This is a genomic window from Pedobacter sp. UC225_65 (genome assembly GCF_042698365.1).
Classification (GTDB): domain Bacteria; phylum Bacteroidota; class Bacteroidia; order Sphingobacteriales; family Sphingobacteriaceae; genus Pedobacter.
The window spans coordinates 1145893-1169708 of record NZ_CP170550.1 but is presented as its reverse complement, the minus strand read 5'-3'; the positions used below and the strand labels follow the sequence as shown (position 1 = coordinate 1169708).

Sequence of the window (23816 nt, the reverse complement as noted above, 5' to 3'; positions counted from 1 at the left end):
ATTGACTTAAATTGAAGCATTTCTGTTAAATTTGTTCTTTTACCAAATCGTTCAATCCTATGCAAAAATTATCGGCTGCTGATCTGATCATCAATCCAGATGGAAGTATCTACCACCTCAATCTTTTACCAGAAGATATTGCAGATACAGTAATTACGGTAGGCGATTTAGACCGTGTACCTGAAATCAGTAAACATTTCGATTCTATTGAAGTAAAAAAAGGAAAAAGAGAATTTATTACCCATACTGGATATATTGGCAAGAAACGTATTACTGTACTCTCTACAGGGATTGGTACCGATAATATTGATATTGTTTTTAATGAGCTGGATGCCTTGGTAAACATTGATTTCGGAGCGAGGGAAGTTAAAAAAGACCTTAAATCTTTAGCTATTATCCGTATTGGTACTTCTGGGGCCGTACAACCTGATATTCCCATGGGTACAATCCTAGCCTCTTCATTTGGGTTGGGTTTTGATGCCTTGATGAACTATTACATCCATCAGGTATCTGGTGATGAACATAGTTTGTTGGACAGCATCAAATCCCATTTTTCGCATGTGAAAGGAATCAATCCTTACCTTACTGCTGCTGATCAGGGTTTGTTGCAAACTATTGGAAAAGACATGGAACAAGGGATTACAGCTACGGCACCAGGGTTTTATGCACCGCAAGGTAGACAGGTAAGGGCAAAAAATGCAGTGCCAGATTTTATTGGTCAACTCAATGGTTTTACTTCAGGAAAACATAGGATGACCAATCTAGAAATGGAAACCGCAGGTATCTATGCATTGGCAAAAGCATTAGGCCATAAAGCCTTATCAGTAAATGCCATATTGGCCAGTCGCGTAAAATTCGAATTTAGCAGCGAACCGAATAAAATAGTAGAAAAGGCCATTAAAATGGTTTTAGAGCGTTTGTGCAATTAAATAAAATGGCAATACAACACCGGGTTAAGGATTCTATTTTAAGATTGATCGATTTCTTTTATCCTCCTTTTAAGAAATTTATTGGGTTACAGACTTTTAGGTATGCCGCATGTGGCGGAAGCAATGCCTTATTGAACCTTATCATTTTCTTTATCAGTTACAATTATCTATTTGTGAATGATGTAGTATATCTATTTGATTTTGCAATTACCAGATACATCGCCGCTTATTTGGTGGCACTTTCTGTGAGTTTTCCAGTTGGTTTCTGCCTCAATAAATATGTGGTTTTTCAAGAGTCGAACTTATTGGGACGTACGCAGTTTATCAGATATGCCAGTTTAACGGTTACAAATATATTTTTAGATTATTCGCTTTTGCACCTCTTGGTAGGTTATTTTGGCTTGTGGGCCACCCCATCACAGGCATTTATCATTGTGATCTTATCTTTGTTCAGTTACCTTTTCCAAACTTACTATTCGTTTAAAACTGTGAAGGGAAATAAGGAATAGAAAATAGATGAATCGCACATTGGTGTTGGTCGAGAAATGCTTTCTCGACCACTTAATTGTGGATTTTTAATCCAAATTGTAATAATTAAATCAATGGTTTAACAAACTGGTCAATAGTTCCATTGGCATAACCATTTGTATTGAACCAGTCCATCAGTTGATCCATTCTATTTTCCATATCCTTGCCCGAATTTTTGCTTACATAACCTGGAAAACCATAACGCTCTTGGTCTTTAAGGTCTGTAAATTCCCATGGATGGAAATAGATATTGAGGTAACCATCTTTTTTCAAGGTCCTTTTGGCCAGATGTTTATATAATCCCAATGGGAAATTATGGAAAGACAACCAGAACAGAGGAATTCGTAACATGGGACTTACCGATGCCGGTAATTGTAATACCTTGCCTTGTTTAAAATAAGTTCTGGAAATGTGCAGGTTATTGTAACGGCCTGGCAACCAAGTTGGATTGATGGAACTGTTATAAAGATAGCCTGCTTTTTCGATCTCTATTTCATCAACTGGCATCATTCTTGGCATCCGGTATCCAGTAATAGGCAAACCAGAAAGCTCTTCCAATTTCTGCTTGGATTCCAATAGGTCCTTCACCTCGAATTTAGAATGGTAATAGCCATGAGAAGCCAATTCGTGACCTTCATTTTTAATTCTGCGGATGATTTCTGGCGCATTTAAGGCAAAAGTGGCCGTAGAAAAAAAAGTAGCTTTAAACTTATGCTTTGCTAATAAATCTAATATAATAGTGGTTCCAGTAATGGAAATGTTGATCTGGTCTTCAAATGAAATGGTTTTACCATATTCAAACGCCATGTCAAACTCCTCGATATCAAAACTTAACAATACCATTAAAGAATGTCTTTGAGGTTGCTAGAACGGATAATGTAATTAGGCCTGTTTTTGCCCTGCATAAACATTTTTCCAATGTAGATTCCGATAATGCCTAAGATGATCAATTGTAGTCCCCCAAAAAAAGCAATGGTTGTAATCAGTGAAGCCCAGCCACTTACATGTTTACCAATATAATAAGCATATAACACATATGGAATATATAATAAGGAAACAAAAGAAAAGAAGAAACCGAGATAAACAGCCGTGTGTAAAGGTTTAGTGCTAAGCGAAGTAACGCCATGAATGGCCAACTTGCGCATTTTTTTAAGGTTGTATTTACTGGCACCTGCAAAACGTTTGTCTGGAATATAATCTATGGCATATTGTTTAAAGCCAAGCCATTTGACCAAACCCCTAATAAATGGGTCATTTTCCTTAAACTGTTTTAGTACATCCACAGTTTTTCTGTCAAGTAACCTAAAATCTGCTGTGCCGGGTTCTAACTCAATATCTGACAAGGAATTCATCAGTTTATAGAAATACTTAGAAGTCGCTCTTTTTTTATAGGATAATCTTTTGTCTTCTTTTCTGCGGGTATATACAATTTCATAACCTTCATCCCACTTCTCTAACATCTGCTTGAACAATTCTGGTGGATGTTGAAGGTCTGCATCTAATGAAATTACGCAATCGCCCTTGGCATAATCTAAACCAGCTTTTAAGGCAGGTTGGTGTCCGAAATTTCTAGAAAATTCAATGTAAAAGAAGTTGTTCTTAACTTTCGCCAAGTCTTCAATCACTTCCAATGTTCTATCTGTTCCACCATCATCTACCACTAAGATTTCAAAATCGTAGGGCAATGTTTCAAAAACCTTTTCTATTCGGTCTACAATAACAATAATGTTATCCTCTTCGTTATGCGCGGGGATGACAATTGAGACAAGTCTATTCATTTTTGGCTTTAATCTGTGTTAAGTCAAATTGTTTAGTCAACAGTTCATAGGTTAGAACGAGCCATATTAAAATGCAAGGTAATGCTTTTAAAGAATAAGGTTTGATATAATTTTCTCTTATGGATCCTAGGGAAGAGGTCTGATGCAGATAAAGTAGTCAATAACAAGGCAAGCACAAATAGGGCTATTGTTCCCTTATCTATTGGTCTTTCTTGTACAACAAACCATATCGCTACGCCTGCAAAGGCAATTACATAGGTTGGCGACTCGGAAGAATTGCTAAAAATAACAGTGAATATTAAGGTTGAGGCTAAAAACAACAACCTGAATATAGGTTCTTTATATTGTTTGATACGTAGGTATGGTAAAGCGAATAAAATAAGGCCTCCTAGTAAAAAAGGCAGATTTGGAATGCTTGCATCCTGGGCAATTCTCCTCACCATTCCCATTACTGATATGTCTTGCATAGATGTCAACGAGGCATTTAACATCTGTTTTTCAGATAGCGAAATATACCAGTCGTGATAAGATTGCAAGATGTAACTAGGCGTAAAAAAGATCATTGGTGCAACAAGAAAAACAATGGCCCAAAAAAAGCAATAGGCAATAAATTTGGGCTTCTCTTTGGCAAAAAAGAAAAAGGCCAGACCAACAATGCCATATAGCTTAACAAAAGTGCCCAACATGATCACAAAGGCTGCCCAAAAATTCTGTTTCCGTTCTATAAACACATAGGCCAAAATAATAATGGCAGCTATAGAAATGTTAAATTGAAAGCTGAACATGGAAGTCAGCATTTCGTGGGCTACAATCCAATAAACCGCATTGACCTTGGTGGTAGTGATTGGCAATTGTTTAATGGCAAAATATAGGAACATTACATTGGCCAATTGCCAAAAAAACATACCCAAATAATTTGGTAAGATTGCAAATGGAGCAATCAGTAAGCTAAAGAATGGTCCGTAATGGTTGGTGTCTAGATGTTCGGGATGTACGATATATAGATTGAGATGATCTACCGCATGGAAATAGGCATATTTAAAAATCAGATAGTTGTTGTTGATCGATGGCTTGAAAAGTTGCTTGACCGCAACAGCTACTACTAATAAAATCCAAACAGCCAGAATAAATCTATCGTTGTTTAATAAACGAACGATTTTTTGCCAAAAAGATAGATTTGGCTCTTTTTTATTTAAAGAGGACACGAAAAAATGATATTTTATACTTGGTTTAACCTAACGCTACAAATATATAATTATATATAATTTTTTTGTTACAAAAGAAAAGATTTAACATTTATTAACAATTAGGAATGTGTTCAACTACCAACTCATTTCCACTCATGTCTAAATAAGTTACCGTCATTGCTGCGAGGTCTGTTACCCATTTCTCTACCCCTGCCGCCGCTGCTTGTCTACAAAAGGTCTGGTAATCAGTTGATCCTTGTTGATGGCTCTTTAAAGCTGTTTTGAAGTCTTCCGCAGATGATTGTTCTTCGATCAATAAGTTTTCATAAACTGGTGCACTTTCTACCGTATGGTCGTCATTACCAAAATAGATGGACATGCCATTCATTACATATACGTCATTTCTGATTACACCCATTGCCTTGATTTCTTTAATGAAGTTTGGAAAATCGGCTCCGGTTTTGATCTTGCTTTCGGCTTGTTGTATGGCTTCAATTGTAAACATTGGCTTGGGTTAAGATGTTAAAACTTTATAAATGGTAGTCTGCGTATAAATTTCGTCAGGTTGTAAGATGGTACTTGGAAAATGCGGAATGTTCACTGCATTTGGATGATGCTGGGTTTCTACACAAAAAGCATCAAAGGCACCATATTCCTTTCCATTCTTGCCATTCTTTACAGCCAAATATTTGGCCGTATACAAGTGTGCAACAGGCTCTGTAGTATACACCAACAAAGAGAGTCCGCTATTTGTTTCGGTTGTTTTACTGGCCAAGGTTAAGCTGCCATATTCCTTGTCCAAAACATAGGTCTGATCATAACCACTTTCCTTATCCCAATTTGCCCCAATGGCTTTTGGTTTGGTAAAATCGTGGATTGTATCTGTTACAGGAATCAACTTACCAGTGACTACAAAATTGCTATCCTGTTCTAGATAATTTGAGGCATTCATCTGATGGATGTGGTTTGTTACCTGCTCTCCTGTTGGAGAAAGGTTGAAATAACTATGGTGCGCCAAATTGATCGGTGTAGCCTCGTCGGTATCTGCCTGATAGGTAAGGATCAGTTCATCGTTATTGGTCAACTCGAAAGTGAGTTGTATGGCTAGGTCGCCAGGAAAGTTTTCTTCGCCATCGAGGCTAAAATATTGAAAGGTTACACTGGCATGTGGTTCTTCACTGATATGGGTAATGTCCCAAACCTTTCTGTCAAAACCAATTTTACCACCGTGCAAACAATCATTGCCATTGTTTTTGGCCAATTGATATTCAACGTTGTCCAACTCAAATTTGCCATCTTTTATCCTATTGGCATAACGGCCAATAATGGCGCCAAAATAGGGATAGTTTGCCAGATATGCCGGATTGATATAGTCTTCAAACTTATCGAAGCCTAATACGATATCCTGTTGCTCGCCATGGGCATTGGTTACCACAAATTGGTTGATGATCGTACCGTAATTAAAGAGTTTTACAAAATTACCTTTGTCATTTTTTAGTTCTACGATAACTACCTCTTTTTCGTCAATAAAAGTTCCTGTGTGTATCTGCTTTGCTGTCATAAATTGTATCTTAGCCACAGGCTAAATTACAATTTAAACTCAAAATTCTACCAAGAAAACACATTTTATGAAAGAGCAGTTAGCAGAAGTATTTCAGAGCAGATACCAGCAGGATCCAACGGCAAGCTACTTTGCACCGGGCAGGGTGAACTTAATTGGCGAGCATATCGATTACAATGGTGGTTTGGTAATGCCTTGTGCCATTTCTGCGGGTACATGGTTGCTACTGGCTCCAAATACTGATCGGGTACTGAGGTTTAAGAGTGTAAATTTTGAAGAGGAAGCCACAATATCCATCGCCAAAAGCTATACCAAAACAGGTAAAGAATGGTACAACTATCCCTTAGGTGTTTTCAATGAGCTTCAGCAACTGGGTTGGGATGCAACTGGCCTAGATCTTTTGTTTTTTGGCAATATCCCTATTGGTGCTGGATTGTCTTCTTCGGCCTCTATTGAGGTGTTGACTGCTTTTGCTTTAAATGATCAATTTAAGCTGGGACATGATAAACTAGAACTTGTTAAATTGTCTAAAAAAGTAGAAAACATCTTTATTGGATTAAATTCTGGTATCATGGACCAATTTGCCGTTGCTTTTGGCGAGGCAGACAAAGCCTTGGTACTAAACTGCGATACCTTAAAATACAAAGTGGTAGATTGTGCGCTTGGAGATTACCAATTGGCTATTGTCAATACCAATAAGACCAGAAAACTCGAAGAATCGAAATACAATGAAAGATTTGCGGAATGTGAAACAGCATTGAATGCCTTAAAACAAGGCATCAATATCCATAACCTTTGCGAGCTGACTGCCGAAAAACTGGCTTTACACAGCCCTCTGATTACTGATGAAACCATTTTAAAGCGTGCTACACATGTGGTTAAAGAGAACGACCGTGTACACTTGGCAGCCAAAGCTTTAAATGTTGGCGAACTGGAAGAATTTGGTAGGTTGATGTATGCTTCTCATCAATCGCTAAAAGAGCTTTATGAAGTTTCTGGAAAGGAACTGGATGCAGTGGTAGACTTCTGTAGTGGCTATGAACATGTTATTGGTGCCCGAATGACGGGTGCAGGTTTTGGTGGTTGTGCCATCGCCTTGCTTAAAAAAGGTTACGAAGAAGATTTCGCCAAGCAGCTGACCGATTACTATGTAGCTGAAATTGGCTATCCAGCGGCTATCTATATCCACCAGATTGGCGATGGTGTAAAGGCGGTTTAAAGCTTCAATAATAATTTTTAAGTTTGCAGCATGCGAAAATTAAAACTCGATGAACTTAATCGTGTAGATATACAAGAATTTAAAGAACAGGAAAAACTACCTGTAGTAGTGGTATTGGATAATGTGAGGAGCATGCACAATGTGGGTTCGGTTTTTAGAACGGCCGATGGTTTCTCAATCGAAAAAGTAGTGTTGTGTGGCATTACGGCACAACCTCCGCATCGCGAAATCGAAAAAACAGCATTAGGCGCAACGCAGTCTGTAGATTGGATACATTTTGAGGATACTTTGGTTGCCATTGATACTTTGCGGGCAAAAGGCTACCAGATCATTGCCATAGAGCAGGCAGAAAACAGCACCATGCTCAATACGTTTAAGCCAGATCCAGCTCAGAAATATGCATTGATTTTTGGCAACGAGGTAAATGGAGTTAGTGATGAGGCGATGCAGAAAATTGATAACTGTATCGAAATACCTCAATTTGGCACCAAACACTCTTTCAACATTGTAATTTCTGCAGGTATTGTGCTTTGGGATTTCTTTGCTAAATTGAAACTCTAAAACTTTTCAGTATCACCTGATGATGGAAAATCTACTTTTAAAAAAGCTGCAGGTTAAACCTGGTTTTAAAGTTCTGGTACTAAATGCGCCAGAGAATTTTCTGGCAATTATTGACGAGCTGCCAAATGATATTGAGGTTTCAATGGATGAAAGCATTGCGTTTAATGCGTTGCTCATTTTTGCCACTACAAAAGCAGAAATGTTAACTGCTTTAGCTACAAAACATCAATCGATAGGTGATCAGACCATTTGTTGGATCATGTATCCAAAGGCGAAATCTAAATTGGCCAGTGACTTGAACCTGATGCAGAGTTGGGAAGATTTAAATCGGTATCAGTTAGCACCATGTGCCTCTGCGGCAATAGACCAAACTTGGACTGCACTTCGGATCAAACCTGTAGATAGTACCAAGAGATCGGGAATGGGCAATGCCGAAATCCAACAGAACGAGTATGGCGAATTTGTAGATGTGAAGCGCAAAATAGTAAACCTGCCTGATGATTTAAAAACAGTTTTGGAAAAGAACAGTACGGCTTTAGACTTTTATGAGCAACTCTCCTATTCTAACCGTAAAGAATATGTATTGTGGGTATTGAGTGCCAAACAAGAAAAGACCAGATTAGACCGTATACAGAAAACGGTAGAAAAATTAGCTGCCCAAAAGAAAAATCCTACAGAAAAATAAAATTTTAACAGTTTTAACGCTATTTAACAGAACAGGTTAAACTATGTTAAAATAAGTTTGAGCATTTAATTGTCGGTTAATTTTGAATTGACTTTTAAACAGAACTTTATATTTTAACATGGCCTATACCATTACTAAACCTATTTTTATAGCGATTCTCCTTTCTCTTGCTTTTACAGGTCGGGCACAAAACAACACTTTGCCTGGTAAAATCAACGGCAAGTTGGTAGATGAGAAAAACACACCAATTCCATTTGCTAGCATAAGCTTGTATCTACAAACGGATACTGTACAAGTCAAGGGCACGCTTTCTTCAGAAAGTGGAGATTTTAGTTTTGAGCAACTGCCCTTTGGGAGCTATACCCTCAAAATCGAAGGGTTTGGTTATCAAGAATCCATCATCAGTTCGATAATAATCAACGATCAAAAACCACAATTTACCATAGATAAGCTAGTTTTACACTTGCAGGCACAACAACTGAAAGAAATCAGTATTGTAAGGAAAAAACCTTTAGTTGAAAGAAAAAGCGATAAGACCATTTTAAATGTGGCCAGCAATATTTTAGCCATCGGAAATTCAGCCTTTGATATTTTGGCAAAGGCGCCGGGTGTAAGCATTGACAACAGTGGAAATATCAGTTTACGTGGAAAACCTGGTGTAAGTGTAATGATCAATGGAAAACTAACCTACCTGTCTACAGCACAGCTAACCACTTTGTTGCGCAATACCAATGGAAATACCATCGAAACCATTGAGTTGATCAATAGTCCTTCGGCCAAATACGATGCCGCTGGTAGTGGTGGTATCATCAATATCAAGTTAAAAAAGAACCAGAACTATGGTACAAATGTTACTCTGCTGTTGGGTGCAGGTTATGGCAGCAATTATAAAAGCAATGCTGGAGTCAATTTTAACCATCGTAATAAAAAACTCAATGTTTTTGGGAGTTACGACTATACCAACGATAAAGATTTTGAAGACCTCTACCTCAATAGAAGTAATCAGTCGGCTACTGAAACTACCTATTTTAACCAACAAGGAAGGGATATCAATACCAGTAAGAACAACAGTTATAAAATTGGGCTTGATTACGAGTTGGATGAAAAAAACACCATTGGATTGATGGTAAATGGCTATCACAATAACAACAAAATCAATTCGATGATCAATACCTTAATGGGGGCGCAACCTTCACAGCAAGATTCATCAATTGTAGCCAGCAATCTTGGCCAAAGTAAATACACCAACCAAACTTATAACCTTAACTATAAATCGGTAATAGATACTTTGGGACAAGAACTAAATGTCGATTTGGATTATGCCAAGTTCTATAACATCAATCAGATCAACTATAATAATTCTTTTTTTAATAACAATGGATCGATTTCCAAGCCAGCCTTGATCTTTAGAACTGCCACACCTGCCAATGTAAAGATATGGTCTGGAAAGGTTGATTATACCTATCCCTTTTCTGCACAGACCAAATTGGAAACCGGTGTAAAAAGTAGCTATGTCAATACCACAAACGATTTCAGACATGAGGATCTGATCGGTCAACAATGGATCAATGATGCTGCTAAACGTAATAATTTCAATTATAAAGAGACTATTAGTGCTGCTTATGCCAATTTACAGCATAAATTTGGTGCATTAACGGTTCAAGTTGGCTTACGTGCCGAACTGACCAATTCTGAAGGCTACTCGCCTGCTACCCAAAGCAGGGTAAAACGTAATTATATTGATTTTTTCCCAAGCATAAGTTTAAGTAAAATGGTGGCCGAAGCACATGAGTTTGGTTTGTCTTATCACAAAAGGATCGATCGGCCAGATTATCAATCGCTTAATCCATTTATCTATTTTGCTGATTTATATACCTATTCGCAAGGTAACCCATACTTAAATCCTCAATATACCAATGCATTTGAATTTACTTATAGTTTTCAGGAAAAACTCAATGCAACATTGGGATATAGCCACACCAGAGATGTAATTACTACAACCTTGATCAATGATCCGTTAAAAAAACACTATTTATACTCGAGCAGAATTTAGCAAGTCAAAATACTTATAACCTCAATATTGGTGCCCCATTGGCCATTACCAAATGGTGGAATACCAGTAATGATGCCACTTTGTACTACACCGATTTTAAATCACCTAATTTAATGGGGTTGCCATTTAGCAGCGGAAAATTAAGTTATCTATTGAATACCACCCAAACTTTTTCGGTAAGTAGTTCTATCAATGCAGAATTGACGATGGACTATCAATCGGCACAGGTATACGGTACTTATGCCGTAAAACCCTTGTATGGAATTGATTTTGGTGTGAGCAAGTCTTTTGCCAATAAAAAAGCAACTGTAAAACTGGCTGCCAATGATCTATTCAATTTAAGAAAAGCAAATATCAGTAGTGCTCTTCCATTACAGGATTATCGTTTGTACCAAAAGGAAGAAAGTAGGATTTTTAGGTTAAGTTTCAGTTATAATTTTGGTAGCAGTTCAATCAAGGCTGTTAGAGAACGCTCTAAAAGCTCTGATAGTGAACAAAGTCGTGTTAGATCAAAGAATTAAGGTCTGAAATAATTGTTGGCCTGGGTCTTCGACAGGCCCAGACTGACATTTAATTGATTTTTTAAAGCTTTGTCATGCTGAACGCAGTGAAGACCGAGAAGCAGCTACGAAGTCAATCTCCTTCCTTACTTCCTCAATAGAGATGCTTCGTAGTTCAGCATGACAAAATCATTAATTACCCAGCTAAAACCTTATCAGGTGTAATCGGTAAACTTCTGATTCTTTTACCGGTAGCGTTAAATACTGCATTGGCCACAGCACCAGCAAAACCAATCAAGGCAATCTCTCCCATTCCTTTGGCTCCCATTGGATTAACAATTGGATCAGGCTTGTCGATGAAAATTACATCAATATCAGGTACATCAGCATTTACGGGTACATGGTAATCGGCAAAATTGTTGTTTACATACCTGCCATAGCGGTTATCTAAGATGGCTTCTTCTGTTAATGCCATGCCAATACCGCCAACAGCACCGCCTACCATTTGGCTACGGGCAGTTTTAGGACTAACTATCTTTCCAGAATCGCCTACCGATACAATTTTACTTACTTTAACAACACCTGTTGATTGATGCACTTTTACCTGTACAAAATGGATGGAAAAAGAATACATCGAATAATTTTTAGCATCCGGATTGTTTTGAGAAGATTGGATGGTTTTCTCAATCATGGGTAGGTTATTCTTCTTTAATACCTCAACAAAGTTGGCTGTAGCATCCATATTGGCATTGGCCGCTAACTCTGCAATGGTAGCTTTTAGGGCTACGCACACATCGTTAACTGCAGAACCTACTGTAGATAAAGTAGCGGAACCACCCTGGCTTGGTGCGGGGGGAGCGAAGAATCGCCCAATTCAAAAGTGATTTTGTTAACAGGCAGTCCCATCAATTTGCTGGCAATCAAAGTCATCCCTGTTCCAGTGCCAGGCCCAATGTCACTGGTTGCACTTTGTAGCACTAATGTGCCATCAGCCTTTAAAATCCCCTTTACACTTGCCCTACCTCTACCCGCATTAAATACCCCGATACTCACGCCGTAGCCAATTTGCCATGGGCCTTCAGTTATACTTCCAGGTTTGTTTTTTCTATTGCTCCAACCAATCTTTGCCGAACCTAACCGATAAGCTTCCTTAATGTATTTGCTAGAAAAAGGTCTATTTTGTGCGGGTACCTTCTCGGGGTCATTTTTGATCCTAAAATCTAGAGGATCCATGTCCAAAGCATTGGCCATTTCGTCAATGGCACTTTCCAACGCAAAAGCTCCAGTTGCCTCGCCAGGTCCACGCATCCAGATGGGTACGCCCATATCCAATGGGATGACATAATAATTGGTATTTACGTTTTCAGAATCGTACATGAACTTGGTCATGTTGACTACACCTTCCTTAAAATTCTCGTAGGTAGCCGTCTGTCCGAATGCCGTATGGGTAATACCAGTAATTTTCCCATCTTTTGTAGCCCCTATGCCTATCTTCTGATGTGCAGCAGGTCGATTACCTACCATGGTAAACATTTGGTCGCGGGTAATCACCAACTTTACTGGACGTTTTAAATGCTTTGATGCCATAATTGCGGCAATTTCCAAAGGCCAAGTCCTCAAGGCCATTCCAAAACCACCACCTACAAACTCAGAATTCACCTGTATGTTTTCAGCAGGAATCTTGAATGTATTGGCAATTGTACTTTGGGTAGCTTTTACTCCTTGTGTTTTGGCATACACAGTAACTTGGTCATTTGCTCGCCAATCGGCAATAATGCCATGTAGTTCCATTGGATTATGGGTTTCTACAGGCATGGTATAAGTTTGTTCTAGTTTTACCTCAGCAGTTTTATAAGCATCGGCTATTCCCCTTACATATGGAGGTTGTCCCTGTAGCTTTTTTACGCCTGTATCCTTGATGCTGCCTTCAAAATTGGTGTTAAAGGCAGCTTTTTTATAACTTACCTTTACCAATGAGGCTGCATAAGTGGCCCTTTCAAAAGTATCCGCTACAACAATGGCAATGGGCTGTCCATTAAAGAAGATCTATCCGTATAAAAAATCTTCATGGGCGAACCACCAGTTTGCTCATAACCAGCCGCAGAAGGTTTGTTGAGATGAGATAATACCCCTAAAACACCTGGGGCATTGCTTGCAGCCTTGGTATCTATGGCGGTAATCTTCCCTTTGGTAATGGTGCTGGTTACCAATACACCATAAGTTTGTCCGGGCAATTGAAACTCGGCAAAGTACTTGGCCTTTCCGGTTACTTTATCTATACCGTCTACACGGTCGTTTTCATCTATAAAAAATAAATCTTCCATTAGGCTTTAGCTTTAGCAACGGTTAATGCTTCGACAATTGTGTTAGGAGCCAATTTCAGTTTAAAATCATTTTCTCCATAACCTTTGGCATCTTTCATGGCCAGTTGTGCAGCAGCTTCGAAATTTGCTTTTGTGGCTTCTTTTCCTTTTAAAAAAGCTTCTGCGGCAGTTAAACGCCAAGGTTTATGTGCTACACCACCCATGGCTAAGCGAACATCGTTAATTTTGCCATCTTTAAGGTCTAAGGCAGCTGCAACAGCAACCAATGCAAAAGCATACGATGAACGGTCTCTTACCTTTAGATAATGGAAATTTTTATTCAGGTTATTGGTAGGAATATCTACCCTCATGATCAATTCGCCTTTTTGTAGGTTATTGTCCTTTTCTGGTGTGTTGCCAGCCAAACGGTGGAAATCGATAAAATTAATCCTTCTTTCTCCTTTTGACCCTGCAATTACAACTTTGGCATCTAAAGCTACCAAACCCACGCACATATCGCTGGGATGTACGGCAATGCACGACTCTGAAGTGCCAAATATGGCATGCATTCTATTGTAACCACCAATGGCTCCACAACCACTACCAGGCTCACGTTTATTGCAAGGCATGGTAATGTCGTAAAAATAACCACAACGTGTACGTTGCATCATGTTGCCACCAACTGTTGCCACATTACGCAACTGTGCAGAGGCACCCGATTGTAGCGCCAGCATTAGCAAAGGGAATTTTTCTTTGACCAAGGCATTTTCGGCCACTGCCGAATTCGCAGTTAAAGCACCAATCTGCAATACATTGTTAACCAGCTCTATTTTCTTTAAAGGTAGATGGTTGATATCGATCAGCTTTTCGGGTGCGGTAACTCCCCTTTTCATTAAATCTACCAAGTTGGTGCCACCAGCAATAAAAGTTGCTTTGGGATCTTTATTGATCAAACTTAAGGCAGTTTTAACTATTGAAGTTCTTACATATTGGAAATTGATCATATCGATGCCCCCTTTTCTTTAACCTCTTGTATGGCATCTACAATATTTGGATAAGCTCCGCACCTGCAGATATTGCCACTCATGTATTCTCTGATTTCGTCCTTTGAATTGGCATGTCCTTCTCTGATACACGCTACAGCACTCATCGATCTGTCCGGGTGTGCAGTAACCACATTGAAAACCATCATGTTTAATAAAGGCGGCCTGCATTGGATGTAATTCATCGCCTTTGGCCAAACCTTCTATGGTGGTAATGCTTTTGCCTTCGTTCATTACCGCTAAGCTTAAACAAGAATTGATCCTTTGCCCATCAACATGAACCGTACAAGCCCCGCATTGTCCGTGGTCACAACCTTTTTTGGTGCCTGTTAAATGTAGTTCCTCTCGTAGCAGGTCTAATAAGGTAACCCTTGGTTCTATCTTGAGTGCATAAGGTTTATTATTCACTTTTAGATTGAGTGGTATTTTCTCAAAAAGCTGAGCAAAACGTTCATCAACGTGTTGATCTGCTGCCTTTAATACCGTTAATGGCGTTAAAGAGAGTGCGGTGAACAGCGATGTTTTCTTTAAGAAATCACGGCGGGTATCACCAGATGGATTGGCATCGACCTTAGACATGTGCAAAAGATTTAATTACAATAATGGACAATGTTCTAATATCGTGATAATAGGATATGTTTACATAGGTTAATGGTAATTTAGAAGGATTCTATGATGAAAGATTGGAGTTGTAAATCCTAATCAACTATTAGTTTCTGCATAAAAAAGGTCGAGATTGCAAATCCCGACCAGCTTTCAGAATGACAATATTTCAATCAATGCGCTTCAAACATGTTGATCATCCTGTTGGTGGCATCTTTGGAGTGTAGCATTGCTGTTGAATCTAAAGTATCTTGAGTAACAGCTGATGCTCTAACCAGCATCTGTTTTTCGAAAGCGGCAATGGCCGTTTGAAGATCAGGAAACGTGTCGCTGGTTAGCTGTTGGCTCAATTCCAAAGCATCCTGCATGGCCATATTTACACCTTCACCAGCATAAGGAGGCATCAGGTGGGCCGCATCACCAATCATGGTCAGGTTGGGTAAAGTTTCCCATTTTTGGTCTAATGGATAATAGTATTGTGGTCTTGGGATGCATACCAATTCCTCAAATTCAAATAATTCTCGGTAAACAGGATCCCATGTACCAAATGCCGTCTTAAACCAATTGAATACCTGTGCCTTGTTGGTAAAATCGATACCACTCGTAGTTGCCCAATTCTCATCAACTTTACATCCGGTATAGAATGAAAGTGTTCCATCGCCTTTGGCACTTAGGATCAACGATTGTTCATCCCCGAAAGCAAAGATTTTCCCTCCTTTTAGCAATTCATTTAGTTGAGGGGCATGTTTTTGTGCATGATAGATATTCCCCTCCATGGCTGTAACACCCGAATAGATCGGTTTAGTTGAACTTAGGTATGGACGAGTCTTAGACTTAGCTCCATCTGCCGCAATTACAAGACTGCAGTTGCGCTCGTACCATTCTTGAAATTTAATTGCCATCCATCCTTATAGGGTACCATACTTACAAATTGACTGTCCCAAACCACGGTTTCGGGAGACAAAGAATTTAAAAGTATCGTTCTTAGTGGTCCACGGTCTATTTCAGGACGGTTTTCTTCATGGTCTGCAGCTTCATGTAAATCTAATCTAATGGCAGCATGTTTGTCCATGATCCTTAATTTTCTAGCTTCAGGACGATGATTGGCATAAAATTCATCAATCAGCCCTGCTTGGCGCAACGCCTCCAGTCCAGATTCTTCGTGTAGGTCAAGTGTAGCACCTTGAACACGTACATCGCTATTGAAATCTCTTTCATATACTTTTACATTGGCACCTTTCAGCTGTAAAAGCTTGGTCAGCGTCAATCCGCCTGGGCCGCCACCTACAATGGCTATTGTTTTATTTTTAAGTAACATAACGGTCTAATTTTGTACTACAAAACTAGTCCTTAGGCAAATTCAATAATTGTATAAATCGGTCGTTTTGATTTTTGGCCAGACTTTTAGGATTTACACCTGCATATTTTTTGACTTCTTTGATAAAATGCGATTGGTCTGCAAAATCTTGCTCTGGAAAGAGTTTTCCAGCTTTGATCTGCTCAAAAGAAGCTTTGAAACGTAAGATGTTGGCATAGGTTTTTAAAGGAATACCAAAACGTTGTGTGAAATAACGGTTGATTTGGCGGCTTGTCCAATGGACTTTATCTGCCAGTTCTTTTACTGTAATTGAACCATTTGAAGCGTACAATAACCTAAATAATCTTCTTTTCCTTTCATCGATGTTCGTTTTTAATTGTTCGGTGATGGCCAATGTTGTTTTTTGAGTGAAATGCTCGAGGGTACTTAGGTCGTTGAGGGTGATACCTAGAAAATTTTGAGGTAATGTTTTTACATGCTCTGGAAGATCAGAAATGGATGTGTTTAAAAAATATTCGATAGCCAATAATTTTAAACTGATGGCAAAAATGACGGTTTTGCCCGGCATTGTATTTTGTGATGGACTGAGGTCTAAGTTCATCAGCATAGCTTGAAAGGGCTCTGTATCAGAATACGTGAAGAAAAGGTCTACTCTTCCATCGGGCATGATCACCATGTCCTGTTCTTGGTCTGATAAGTTTTTGAGTAACCAAAAGCTTTCTACAAAATCAGAAAGTTCTGGAGGTGGGGCAAGAGATTGAAAGACGAACTGGTTGGACATGATTTGTGATGTAAATATAAATACAGCACTAGATAATAAACAAACAAAAACAGATTTGTTATGCTGGGTTTGTCGGAGCGTTTGTTGAGGTGGTCTTCGACAGGCTCAGACTGACATTTTATATAGTCAGTTTTTGTCATTCTGAACGCAGTGAAGACCGCGAAGCAGCTACGAAGTAAATCTTCTTCTATAATTATCCCGAATGGAGATGCTTTTTTCCTCAGCATGACAAATCTTAATAAAAACCAATTCTATGTGTTCTATGTATCTATGTGGTCAAACATTTAGACAATAAAGACCTAGATTATTTAAAAAAAAATTACCATGTTGGGCTTTCCAAAGTATTTGTTGGTCTAGTCTTCGACAGGCTCAGACTGACATTTTATTAATTTAAAAAGTCAATTCTATGTGGTATAAAAAAGGTCGGGATTTGTAATCCCGACCCATACTTTAGTTTATTTAAGCGTAAGCAATCGCATCTTTAGATGGCAACTTGCTATAACCCATTAAATATTCATCTACCTTACGGGCAGTTTCCCTCCCCTCAGAAATGGCCCAAACTACTAAAGATTGTCCCCTACGCATATCGCCAGCGGCAAAAACCTTTGGTATATTGGTCTGGTAGTTTCCTTCAATCGCTTTCACATTGCCTCTTTCATCTAATTCAACTCCCAGTTTGGCCAATAAACCTTCTTTTTGAGGGTGTAAGAAACCCATCGCCAATAAGACCAGTTCACAAGGATATTCTTTCTCCGTACCTGGAATTTCCTTAAAACCTAAAGCCTTACCATTTGCATCAATTTCCCATTGCACTTCAATTACACTGAGCGATTTTAAGTTGCCGTGTTCATCTGCATTAAATCTTTGAGTGTTTACTGCCCAATTTCGATGTGCGCCTTCCTCATGCGAAGAAGTCACTTTTAATAACATTGGATATTGCGGCCAAGGCATATGTTCCGTTCTGCTTTGCGGTGGCATGGGCATGATCTCGAACTGGGTAACAGATTTGGCGCCTTGACGGTTTGAGGTACCAATACAGTCAGAACCTGTATCACCACCACCAATAACGATGACATTTTTATCCGTTGCCTTCAATTCCTGTTCAGTTATTACCCTTCCACCTACACGTTTATTCTGTTGTTTTAAAAAATCCATGGCAAAATGGATTCCATCTAATTCTCTTCCAGGTAGGTTTAAATTACGTGGAATAGTAGAGCCTCCGGCCAATACTATAGCTTGGTAATCCCTTAAAAGCGTACTTAATTCTACATTTTCGCCTACATTGGCATTGCATTTAAAAGTAATGCCTTCTTCTTCCATTAAATTTATCCTTCTTGTAACCACATCTTTTTGCAGTTTAAAATCTGGGATGCCATAACGCAATAGGCCACCAGGTACATCGTCTCGTTCGAACACTACCACCTCATGACCAGCTTTATTGAGTTGTGCGGCAGCAGCTAAGCCTGCAGGACCTGAACCAATTATTGCCACTTTTTTACCTGTTCTGATCAAAGGGGCATTGGCTTTGATGTAACCTTTATCAAATGCGATTTCAATGATATGTTTTTCAATCTCCTCAATAGACACTGGCGATTTGTTGATGCCCAATACACAGGCACTTTCGCAGGGGGCGGGACAGATTCTACCTGTAAACTCCGGAAAATTGTTGGTGCTCAACAAGATTTCGGCTGCATTTAGCCAATCTCCCTTGTAAACGGCATCGTTAAATTCTGGAATGACATTACCCAACGGACAACCCGACTGGCAAAAAGGTACACCACAATCCATACAGCGAGCAGCTTGTTTGTTCAATTGATCGGCTGGCAAGGAATCCAAAAACTCTTTGTAATGTTGGATGCGTTCTGTTGGTTCCTGTTTTGAAGGCGAAACTCTTTCGTATTCAAAAAATCCTGTCACTTTTCCCATCTTAATTGATTTTAACTTGTTGACGTTGTAATAAAACTGCTTTGTACTCTTTAGGAAATACCTTTACAAAATGTGCTGATTGTGTTTCCCAATCACTTAAAATAAACTCTGCTACCCTACTGTTGGTGAGTCTGATATGGCTCTTCAATAAGGTGGTTATCCTTTCTTCATCTTCGGCTTGTAAAGGATCAAGGTCTACCATCTCTGGATTGCATTTTTTGGCAAAGGTGCCATTCACATCGTAGATCCAGGCTATACCTCCGCTCATGCCGGCGGCAAAGTTGCTTCCTGTATCACCAATTACCAATACTTCACCTCCTGTCATGTACTCGCAACCATCATCGACCTACACCTTCTACCACAGCAGTTGCACCAGAATTACGCACAGCAAAACGTTCGCCTGCTTTACCTCTTACATACAACTCGCCAGATGTGGCTCCATATAAAGCTACATTACCGATAATGATATTCTGTTCAGGCACATAATTGATGTCTCCGAAAGGATAGATGACCAATTTGGCACCAGACAGTCCTTTGCCCACATAATCGTTTCCTTCACCTTCTAATGATAAGGTTAAGCCTTTGGCCGCAAATGCACCAAAACTTTGTCCAGCAGATCCAAAACACTTAAAGTTGATGGTGTCTGGAGCAAGTCCACTGCCTTTGTGCACTTTAGAGATTTCGTTAGACAGCATCGTGCCAATGGCCCTATCTGTATTTTTAACATCGAAATTGGCAAATACTGGCTCGTTGTTTAAAATGGCTGATTGTGCTTTGGCAATCAACTGATCATCTAAAACCTGTTCTAAACCATGGTCTTGGAATTCAGTTTGATATAAGGGTAAACCATTGTCTGGTTCTTTATGTAAGATTGGTTTTAAATTCACATATTTCAATTTCCAATCGGCATCGTCAATCGCTCTCATCTGTAATACCTGCGATTGGCCGATCATCTCATTTACGGTTCTGAAACCCAGTTCTGCCATGATCTCGCGCAGTTCTTCTGCCAAGAAATGGAATAGGTTTACCACATGGTCTGCATCGCCGGTAAAGAGTTTTCTCAATTCTGGGTCTTGGGTAGCCACGCCAACAGGGCAAGTATTTAAATGGCATTTGCGCATCATGATGCAGCCAGAAGTTACCAAGGCGGCTGTAGCCACACCCCATTCTTCAGCCCCCAATAAAGCCGCAATGGCAATGTCTCTGCCTGTTTTTAATTGCCCGTCGGTTTGTACTACCACCCTACTTCTCAACCTGTTTTTAACCAAGGTCTGGTGTGCCTCGGCCAAACCAAGTTCCCAAGGTAAGCCTGCATGCTGGATCGAAGTTAAAGGCGATGCCCCTGTGCCACCATCGTAACCAGAAACGAGGATCACATCGGCATGTGCCTTGGCAACGCCTGCAGCGATGGTGCCTACACCTGCTTTAGAAACTAATTTTACATTGATCCTGGCGGCTCTGTTCGCATTTTTAAGGTCGAAGATCAATTGAGCCAGATCTTCGATCGAGTAGATGTCATGGTGTGGCGGTGGTGAGATTAAACCTACACCTGGTGTAGCATGGCGAACTTTGGCTATCCAATCGTCTACTTTATGTCCAGGTAACTGTCCACCTTCGCCTGGTTTGGCGCCTTGTGCCATTTTGATCTGTAGTTCGTCGGCGTTGGTCAGGTAATAGCTGGTTACGCCAAAACGTGCAGAAGCAATCTGTTTAATGGCCGAACGCATCGAATCGCCATTGGCCATTTTTTGGTAACGCATTTCGTCCTCACCACCTTCGCCTGTATTGCTTTTTCCTCCAATGCGGTTCATGGCGATGGCTAAGGTAGAATGGGCTTCGTGAGAAATGGAACCAAAAGACATGGCACCTGTAGCAAATCTTTTCAAGATTGATTCTGTTGATTCAACTTCATCTAAACCTATTGCTGGGCGGGTATAATTAAATTCTAATAAACCACGGATGGTGTAGGCCTGAGCAGTTTGCTCATTGATCAGCTTCGAATATTTTTTAAAAGTAGCAAAGTCATTTCTTCTCGTTGCGTTTTGCAACAAGTGGATGGTTTCTGGATTGAATAGGTGTTTTTCACCACGTCTTCTCCATTTATAGGTGCCTCCAGCTGTTAAAATTGGTTCGGCTTGTGTTTTTGGACCAAAACTCCGGCGGTGTTTGATGAGCGTTTCATGGGCAATCTCATCCAATCCTAAACCACCAATACGCGATACCGCTCCTGTAAAGTGGGTATTCACTACCTGCTCATTGATGCCCAAAATCTCGAAGATCTGTGCTCCATGGTAGGATTGTAAGGTAGAAATCCCCATTTTAGAAAGATCTTCAATAGGCCGCTGTTAACGGCATAAATATAATTGGCGATCAACTTGTCTGGTTTCAGACCGCTCTCTTGATCAAAACCTCTAATGGTCTCTAAAGCCAGATATGGGTTCACGGCTGTTGCTCCGAAACCGATCAAGGTAGCAAAATGATGCACTTCCCAAACATCACCGGCCTCTACCACGATGCCTACTGCACCACGGTAACCTTTTCTGATCAAGTGATGATGTACGGCAGAAACAGCCAATAACGATGGAATGGCTGCATGCTCTGAGTCGATGGCCCGATCTGAAAGTACGATTACCTGAAAACCATCTTCAACTGCATCTACCGCATAACGGCACAAACGATCTAAGGCTTTGGCCATGGCTCCAGCTTTACCATCTGCTCTAAAATACATCTGTAGCGTTTTACATTGGAACAGGCCTGTATCTATACTTCTAAGCTTCTCTAATTCTAAATTGGTTAAGATGGGATGTTTGATACCTACGCAATGGCATTGCATCTGATTTTCTTCGAGCAGGTTGCCGTTATTGCCCATAAAACCGGCCAAACTCATCACCACTTTTTCTCTTATCGGGTCAATTGGTGGATTGGTGACCTGTGCAAACAATTGTTTGAAATAAGATGAAAGGTGTTGTGGCTGTTTAGATAGAATGGCCAATGGGGTATCTGTACCCATTGATCCAATGGCTTCTTTGCCTTCGATGGCCATGGGTTTTAGTAAAAGATCGATGTCTTCTGTACTGTAGCCAAAAACCTGTTGGTACTTAAAGATAGAATCGGCAGCGAGGTTGGTAAACATTACCCTTGGCTCTGGCAGTTCTTCTAGTTTGATCTGGTATTGGTTAATCCAATCGGCATAAGGTCTACGTCCGCAAACCTGTTGTTTGATCTCTTGGTCGCTGATGATTCGGCCTTGTTGCATGTCTACCACAAACATTTTGCCTGGTGTTAACCTTCCTTTTTCTATTACGGTACTTTGGTCTATGGCCAATGCACCTGATTCTGAGGCCATGATCACACGGTCGTCACTTGTGAGAACATAACGCGAAGGGCGTAGTCCATTACGGTCTAAGGTGGCACCAATCAGTCTTCCATCAGTAAAAGCAATAGCCGCTGGTCCATCCCAAGGCTCCATTAAGGAAGCATGGAATTGGTAGAAGGCTTTTTTGATTGGGTCCATGTCTTCATTGCCATCCCAGGCTTCTGGGATCAACATCATCAATACATGAGGCAATGAACGCCCTGCATGCAATAAAAGTTCTACCACATTGTCTAAACAGCCAGAATCTGATTGGGTCTCGTCAATTACCGGAAGGATCATGTTCAGTTCTTCTGGTGTAAAATATGGAGAGGCAAATGATTTGACGCTAGACCTGAACCAGTTCAGGTTGCCCTGTAGGGTATTGATTTCGCCATTATGGGCGATAAACCTAAAAGGTTGTGCCAAACGCCACGACGGGAAAGTGTTGGTAGCAAAACGCGAGTGGATCAAGCCAAAAGCCGATACCATGCGTTTATCACTCAGTTCTGTAAAATAAGTCCTGAGTTGTAAAGAAGTTAATTGTCCTTTATAGATAATGGTGCGCGAAGAAAAGGAAACGATATAAAAATCTTCCTTACTCCCTGCAACCGTATTGTAAATGGTTTTGGTCAGGTAAGTTTTCAGTACAAAAAGCTTACGCTCAAAGTCGGCTCCTTCGGCAATGTTGTAAGGTCTGGCTACAAATACCTGCTCAATCTCTGGTTCAACAGAAAGTGCCATGTTACCAATATCTGTTGTATTTACCTGTACCTTTCTAAATCCCAAAATCTCTAGGCCCAATTTCTCTGCCGTACGATAGATGATTTCTCGGCACTCTTCTCTTGCCCGGATCTTTGGGTAAAAAAAGTTGGCCTACGCCATAATCGCCATAAGCAGGTAAGCTGAAACCTGTTCTCAAACATTCGTCAAATAAAAACTCGTGTGGCACTTGGATCATCATCCTGCCCCATCGCCTGTGTTTGGTTCTGCACCACAAGCGCCACGGTGGTCTAGGTTCTCGAGAATGGTAATGGCATCTGAAATGATCTGGTGCGATTTGCGCCCTTTCACATGGGCAACGAAACCAATGCCACAGGCATCATGTTCGAAGCTTTTACGGTATAGTCCTTGGTGTTCATTCAAGTCAATCATCTTTGGTATTAGGTTAGTGTATAGGAAACACTAAGTTAAACAAAATGAACGTCAAATTACATTATCAATAATATTTTTAGGAAATAAATATATTCTAGTTAAAATATGTGAGGTAAATTTACAATTTGACAATAGATATCGTTATCAATTACGAACTTGACAATATTGTAGTTTGTTATTTATGCATAACATTGGTGTTTTTAGTCGTTTCAAAAAGCTTCAATTAGGGGGATACTCTCCTTTTGAACACATTTTTCAAAATTAGGCCCTCTACAAATCATTACTAATCAAACAGATATATTTATATCTGAAAATAAACAATTTCTTTTTTTGT

General features: G+C 39.9%; 23 protein-coding genes and 2 pseudogenes. 7 read left to right on the top strand and 18 right to left on the bottom strand.

Annotation, left to right across the window (positions count from 1 at the left end):
- Positions 1–59: 59 nt before the first annotated feature.
- Both ACFJIZ_RS06135 and ACFJIZ_RS06130 read left to right on the top strand, forming a co-directional pair.
- On the top strand, positions 60–929 hold the full coding sequence (locus ACFJIZ_RS06135) for a nucleoside phosphorylase (protein WP_379091620.1): 870 nt from the start codon (positions 60–62) through the stop codon (positions 927–929).
- Positions 930–934: 5 nt separating this feature from the next.
- Positions 935–1438 carry a GtrA family protein gene (locus tag ACFJIZ_RS06130; RefSeq protein WP_379091619.1) on the top strand — a complete coding sequence of 168 codons (504 nt, stop codon included), beginning with the start codon at positions 935–937 and terminating at the stop codon, positions 1436–1438.
- Positions 1439–1523: 85 nt separating this feature from the next.
- On the opposite strand, the gene ACFJIZ_RS06125 is transcribed toward ACFJIZ_RS06130, so the two are convergent.
- The 5 genes from ACFJIZ_RS06125 to ACFJIZ_RS06105 form a co-directional block, all read right to left on the bottom strand.
- Positions 1524–2300, bottom strand: a complete 777-nt coding sequence (locus tag ACFJIZ_RS06125; protein ID WP_379091618.1) for a polysaccharide deacetylase family protein — start codon at positions 2298–2300, stop codon at positions 1524–1526.
- Complete coding sequence (locus tag ACFJIZ_RS06120; RefSeq protein ID WP_379091617.1) at positions 2300–3235, bottom strand: glycosyltransferase family 2 protein; 936 nt, start codon at positions 3233–3235, stop codon at positions 2300–2302. Before ACFJIZ_RS06120 ends, ACFJIZ_RS06125 begins: the two co-directional genes overlap by 1 nt.
- Before the next feature lie 44 nt (positions 3236–3279).
- The gene (locus ACFJIZ_RS06115) at positions 3280–4440 is read right to left on the bottom strand and encodes a glycosyltransferase family 87 protein (RefSeq protein WP_379091616.1); all 1161 of its coding nucleotides are present in this window, start codon (positions 4438–4440) and stop codon (positions 3280–3282) included.
- A 94-nt stretch (positions 4441–4534) separates the two neighbouring features.
- Positions 4535–4927, bottom strand: coding sequence for a DUF1398 domain-containing protein (locus ACFJIZ_RS06110; RefSeq protein WP_379091615.1), 393 nt, complete (start codon positions 4925–4927; stop codon positions 4535–4537).
- A gap of 9 nt (positions 4928–4936) precedes the next feature.
- The gene (locus ACFJIZ_RS06105) at positions 4937–5983 is read right to left on the bottom strand and encodes an aldose epimerase family protein (RefSeq protein ID WP_379091614.1); all 1047 of its coding nucleotides are present in this window, start codon (positions 5981–5983) and stop codon (positions 4937–4939) included.
- Between the two features lie 67 nt (positions 5984–6050).
- Here ACFJIZ_RS06105 and ACFJIZ_RS06100 point away from each other — a divergent pair, with 67 nt between their 5' ends.
- The 5 genes from ACFJIZ_RS06100 (at position 6051) to ACFJIZ_RS06080 (ending at position 11022) form a co-directional block, all read left to right on the top strand.
- A complete protein-coding gene (locus tag ACFJIZ_RS06100; protein WP_379091613.1) occupies positions 6051–7202 on the top strand; it encodes a galactokinase in 1152 nt (383 codons plus the stop codon).
- Between the two features lie 30 nt (positions 7203–7232).
- Complete coding sequence (locus ACFJIZ_RS06095; protein ID WP_379091612.1) at positions 7233–7763, top strand: RNA methyltransferase; 531 nt, start codon at positions 7233–7235, stop codon at positions 7761–7763.
- Positions 7764–7785: 22 nt separating this feature from the next.
- Positions 7786–8448 carry a YdeI family protein gene (locus ACFJIZ_RS06090; protein ID WP_379091611.1) on the top strand — a complete coding sequence of 221 codons (663 nt, stop codon included), beginning with the start codon at positions 7786–7788 and terminating at the stop codon, positions 8446–8448.
- A 118-nt stretch (positions 8449–8566) separates the two neighbouring features.
- Entirely contained in the window at positions 8567–10501 is a 1935-nt protein-coding gene (locus tag ACFJIZ_RS06085; RefSeq protein WP_379091610.1) for an outer membrane beta-barrel protein, read from the top strand.
- A complete protein-coding gene (locus ACFJIZ_RS06080) occupies positions 10483–11022 on the top strand; it encodes an outer membrane beta-barrel protein (protein ID WP_379093911.1) in 540 nt (179 codons plus the stop codon). Before ACFJIZ_RS06085 ends, ACFJIZ_RS06080 begins: the two co-directional genes overlap by 19 nt.
- A gap of 175 nt (positions 11023–11197) precedes the next feature.
- On the opposite strand, the gene ACFJIZ_RS06075 is transcribed toward ACFJIZ_RS06080, so the two are convergent.
- The 13 genes and pseudogenes from ACFJIZ_RS06075 to gltB form a co-directional block, all read right to left on the bottom strand.
- On the bottom strand, positions 11198–11794 hold the full coding sequence (locus ACFJIZ_RS06075; RefSeq protein ID WP_379091609.1) for a xanthine dehydrogenase family protein molybdopterin-binding subunit: 597 nt from the start codon (positions 11792–11794) through the stop codon (positions 11198–11200).
- A gap of 17 nt (positions 11795–11811) precedes the next feature.
- Positions 11812–12975, bottom strand: coding sequence for a xanthine dehydrogenase family protein molybdopterin-binding subunit (locus ACFJIZ_RS06070; RefSeq protein ID WP_379091608.1), 1164 nt, complete (start codon positions 12973–12975; stop codon positions 11812–11814).
- A gap of 35 nt (positions 12976–13010) precedes the next feature.
- Positions 13011–13325, bottom strand: coding sequence for a hypothetical protein (locus tag ACFJIZ_RS06065; RefSeq protein WP_379091607.1), 315 nt, complete (start codon positions 13323–13325; stop codon positions 13011–13013).
- Entirely contained in the window at positions 13325–14308 is a 984-nt protein-coding gene (locus ACFJIZ_RS06060; RefSeq protein ID WP_379091606.1) for an FAD binding domain-containing protein, read from the bottom strand. Before ACFJIZ_RS06060 ends, ACFJIZ_RS06065 begins: the two co-directional genes overlap by 1 nt.
- Positions 14305–14454, bottom strand: a complete 150-nt coding sequence (locus ACFJIZ_RS06055) for a 2Fe-2S iron-sulfur cluster-binding protein (RefSeq protein ID WP_379091605.1) — start codon at positions 14452–14454, stop codon at positions 14305–14307. Before ACFJIZ_RS06055 ends, ACFJIZ_RS06060 begins: the two co-directional genes overlap by 4 nt.
- Before the next feature lie 52 nt (positions 14455–14506).
- Positions 14507–14926: pseudogene (locus ACFJIZ_RS06050) on the bottom strand ((2Fe-2S)-binding protein); the annotation flags it as partial.
- Between the two features lie 197 nt (positions 14927–15123).
- A complete protein-coding gene (locus ACFJIZ_RS06045; RefSeq protein WP_379091604.1) occupies positions 15124–15852 on the bottom strand; it encodes an FAD-dependent oxidoreductase in 729 nt (242 codons plus the stop codon).
- Positions 15804–16268: an FAD-dependent oxidoreductase gene (locus ACFJIZ_RS06040; protein WP_379091603.1), complete on the bottom strand. Its 465-nt coding sequence runs from the start codon at positions 16266–16268 to the stop codon at positions 15804–15806. The genes ACFJIZ_RS06045 and ACFJIZ_RS06040 overlap by 49 nt, the downstream gene beginning before the upstream one ends.
- Positions 16269–16293: 25 nt before the next feature.
- Positions 16294–17049 (bottom strand): DUF6597 domain-containing transcriptional factor, encoded by a 756-nt coding sequence (locus tag ACFJIZ_RS06035; RefSeq protein WP_379091602.1) that lies wholly within the window; start codon positions 17047–17049, stop codon positions 16294–16296.
- Between the two features lie 459 nt (positions 17050–17508).
- Positions 17509–18975: a glutamate synthase subunit beta gene (locus ACFJIZ_RS06030; protein ID WP_379091601.1), complete on the bottom strand. Its 1467-nt coding sequence runs from the start codon at positions 18973–18975 to the stop codon at positions 17509–17511.
- 1 nt (position 18976) lies between these two features.
- Positions 18977–19300 (bottom strand): hypothetical protein, encoded by a 324-nt coding sequence (locus ACFJIZ_RS06025; RefSeq protein WP_379091600.1) that lies wholly within the window; start codon positions 19298–19300, stop codon positions 18977–18979.
- A gap of 13 nt (positions 19301–19313) precedes the next feature.
- Positions 19314–19670, bottom strand: a complete 357-nt coding sequence (locus ACFJIZ_RS06020) for a hypothetical protein (RefSeq protein ID WP_379093909.1) — start codon at positions 19668–19670, stop codon at positions 19314–19316.
- A 333-nt stretch (positions 19671–20003) separates the two neighbouring features.
- A pseudogene (gltB, locus tag ACFJIZ_RS06015) lies at positions 20004–23482 on the bottom strand (glutamate synthase large subunit); the annotation flags it as partial.
- Between the last annotated feature and the right edge of the window lie 334 nt (positions 23483–23816).

Excerpts from the sequence above, each read along its gene's own strand:
- ACFJIZ_RS06135 (WP_379091620.1), top strand. The coding sequence starts at position 60 with ATGCAAAAATTATCGGCTGCTGATCTGATCATCAATCCAGATGGAAGT.
- ACFJIZ_RS06130 (WP_379091619.1), top strand. The coding sequence starts at position 935 with ATGGCAATACAACACCGGGTTAAGGATTCTATTTTAAGATTGATCGAT.
- ACFJIZ_RS06125 (WP_379091618.1), bottom strand. The coding sequence starts at position 2,300 with ATGGTATTGTTAAGTTTTGATATCGAGGAGTTTGACATGGCGTTTGAA.
- ACFJIZ_RS06120 (WP_379091617.1), bottom strand. The coding sequence starts at position 3,235 with ATGAATAGACTTGTCTCAATTGTCATCCCCGCGCATAACGAAGAGGAT.
- ACFJIZ_RS06110 (WP_379091615.1), bottom strand. The coding sequence starts at position 4,927 with ATGTTTACAATTGAAGCCATACAACAAGCCGAAAGCAAGATCAAAACC.
- ACFJIZ_RS06105 (WP_379091614.1), bottom strand. The coding sequence starts at position 5,983 with ATGACAGCAAAGCAGATACACACAGGAACTTTTATTGACGAAAAAGAG.
- ACFJIZ_RS06100 (WP_379091613.1), top strand. The coding sequence starts at position 6,051 with ATGAAAGAGCAGTTAGCAGAAGTATTTCAGAGCAGATACCAGCAGGAT.
- ACFJIZ_RS06095 (WP_379091612.1), top strand. The coding sequence starts at position 7,233 with ATGCGAAAATTAAAACTCGATGAACTTAATCGTGTAGATATACAAGAA.
- ACFJIZ_RS06090 (WP_379091611.1), top strand. The coding sequence starts at position 7,786 with ATGGAAAATCTACTTTTAAAAAAGCTGCAGGTTAAACCTGGTTTTAAA.
- ACFJIZ_RS06085 (WP_379091610.1), top strand. The coding sequence starts at position 8,567 with ATGGCCTATACCATTACTAAACCTATTTTTATAGCGATTCTCCTTTCT.
- ACFJIZ_RS06065 (WP_379091607.1), bottom strand. The coding sequence starts at position 13,325 with ATGGAAGATTTATTTTTTATAGATGAAAACGACCGTGTAGACGGTATA.
- ACFJIZ_RS06060 (WP_379091606.1), bottom strand. The coding sequence starts at position 14,308 with ATGATCAATTTCCAATATGTAAGAACTTCAATAGTTAAAACTGCCTTA.
- ACFJIZ_RS06055 (WP_379091605.1), bottom strand. The coding sequence starts at position 14,454 with ATGAGTGCTGTAGCGTGTATCAGAGAAGGACATGCCAATTCAAAGGAC.
- ACFJIZ_RS06045 (WP_379091604.1), bottom strand. The coding sequence starts at position 15,852 with ATGGCAATTAAATTTCAAGAATGGTACGAGCGCAACTGCAGTCTTGTA.
- ACFJIZ_RS06040 (WP_379091603.1), bottom strand. The coding sequence starts at position 16,268 with ATGTTACTTAAAAATAAAACAATAGCCATTGTAGGTGGCGGCCCAGGC.
- ACFJIZ_RS06035 (WP_379091602.1), bottom strand. The coding sequence starts at position 17,049 with ATGTCCAACCAGTTCGTCTTTCAATCTCTTGCCCCACCTCCAGAACTT.
- ACFJIZ_RS06030 (WP_379091601.1), bottom strand. The coding sequence starts at position 18,975 with ATGGGAAAAGTGACAGGATTTTTTGAATACGAAAGAGTTTCGCCTTCA.
- ACFJIZ_RS06025 (WP_379091600.1), bottom strand. The coding sequence starts at position 19,300 with ATGACAGGAGGTGAAGTATTGGTAATTGGTGATACAGGAAGCAACTTT.
- ACFJIZ_RS06020 (WP_379093909.1), bottom strand. The coding sequence starts at position 19,670 with ATGCTGTCTAACGAAATCTCTAAAGTGCACAAAGGCAGTGGACTTGCT.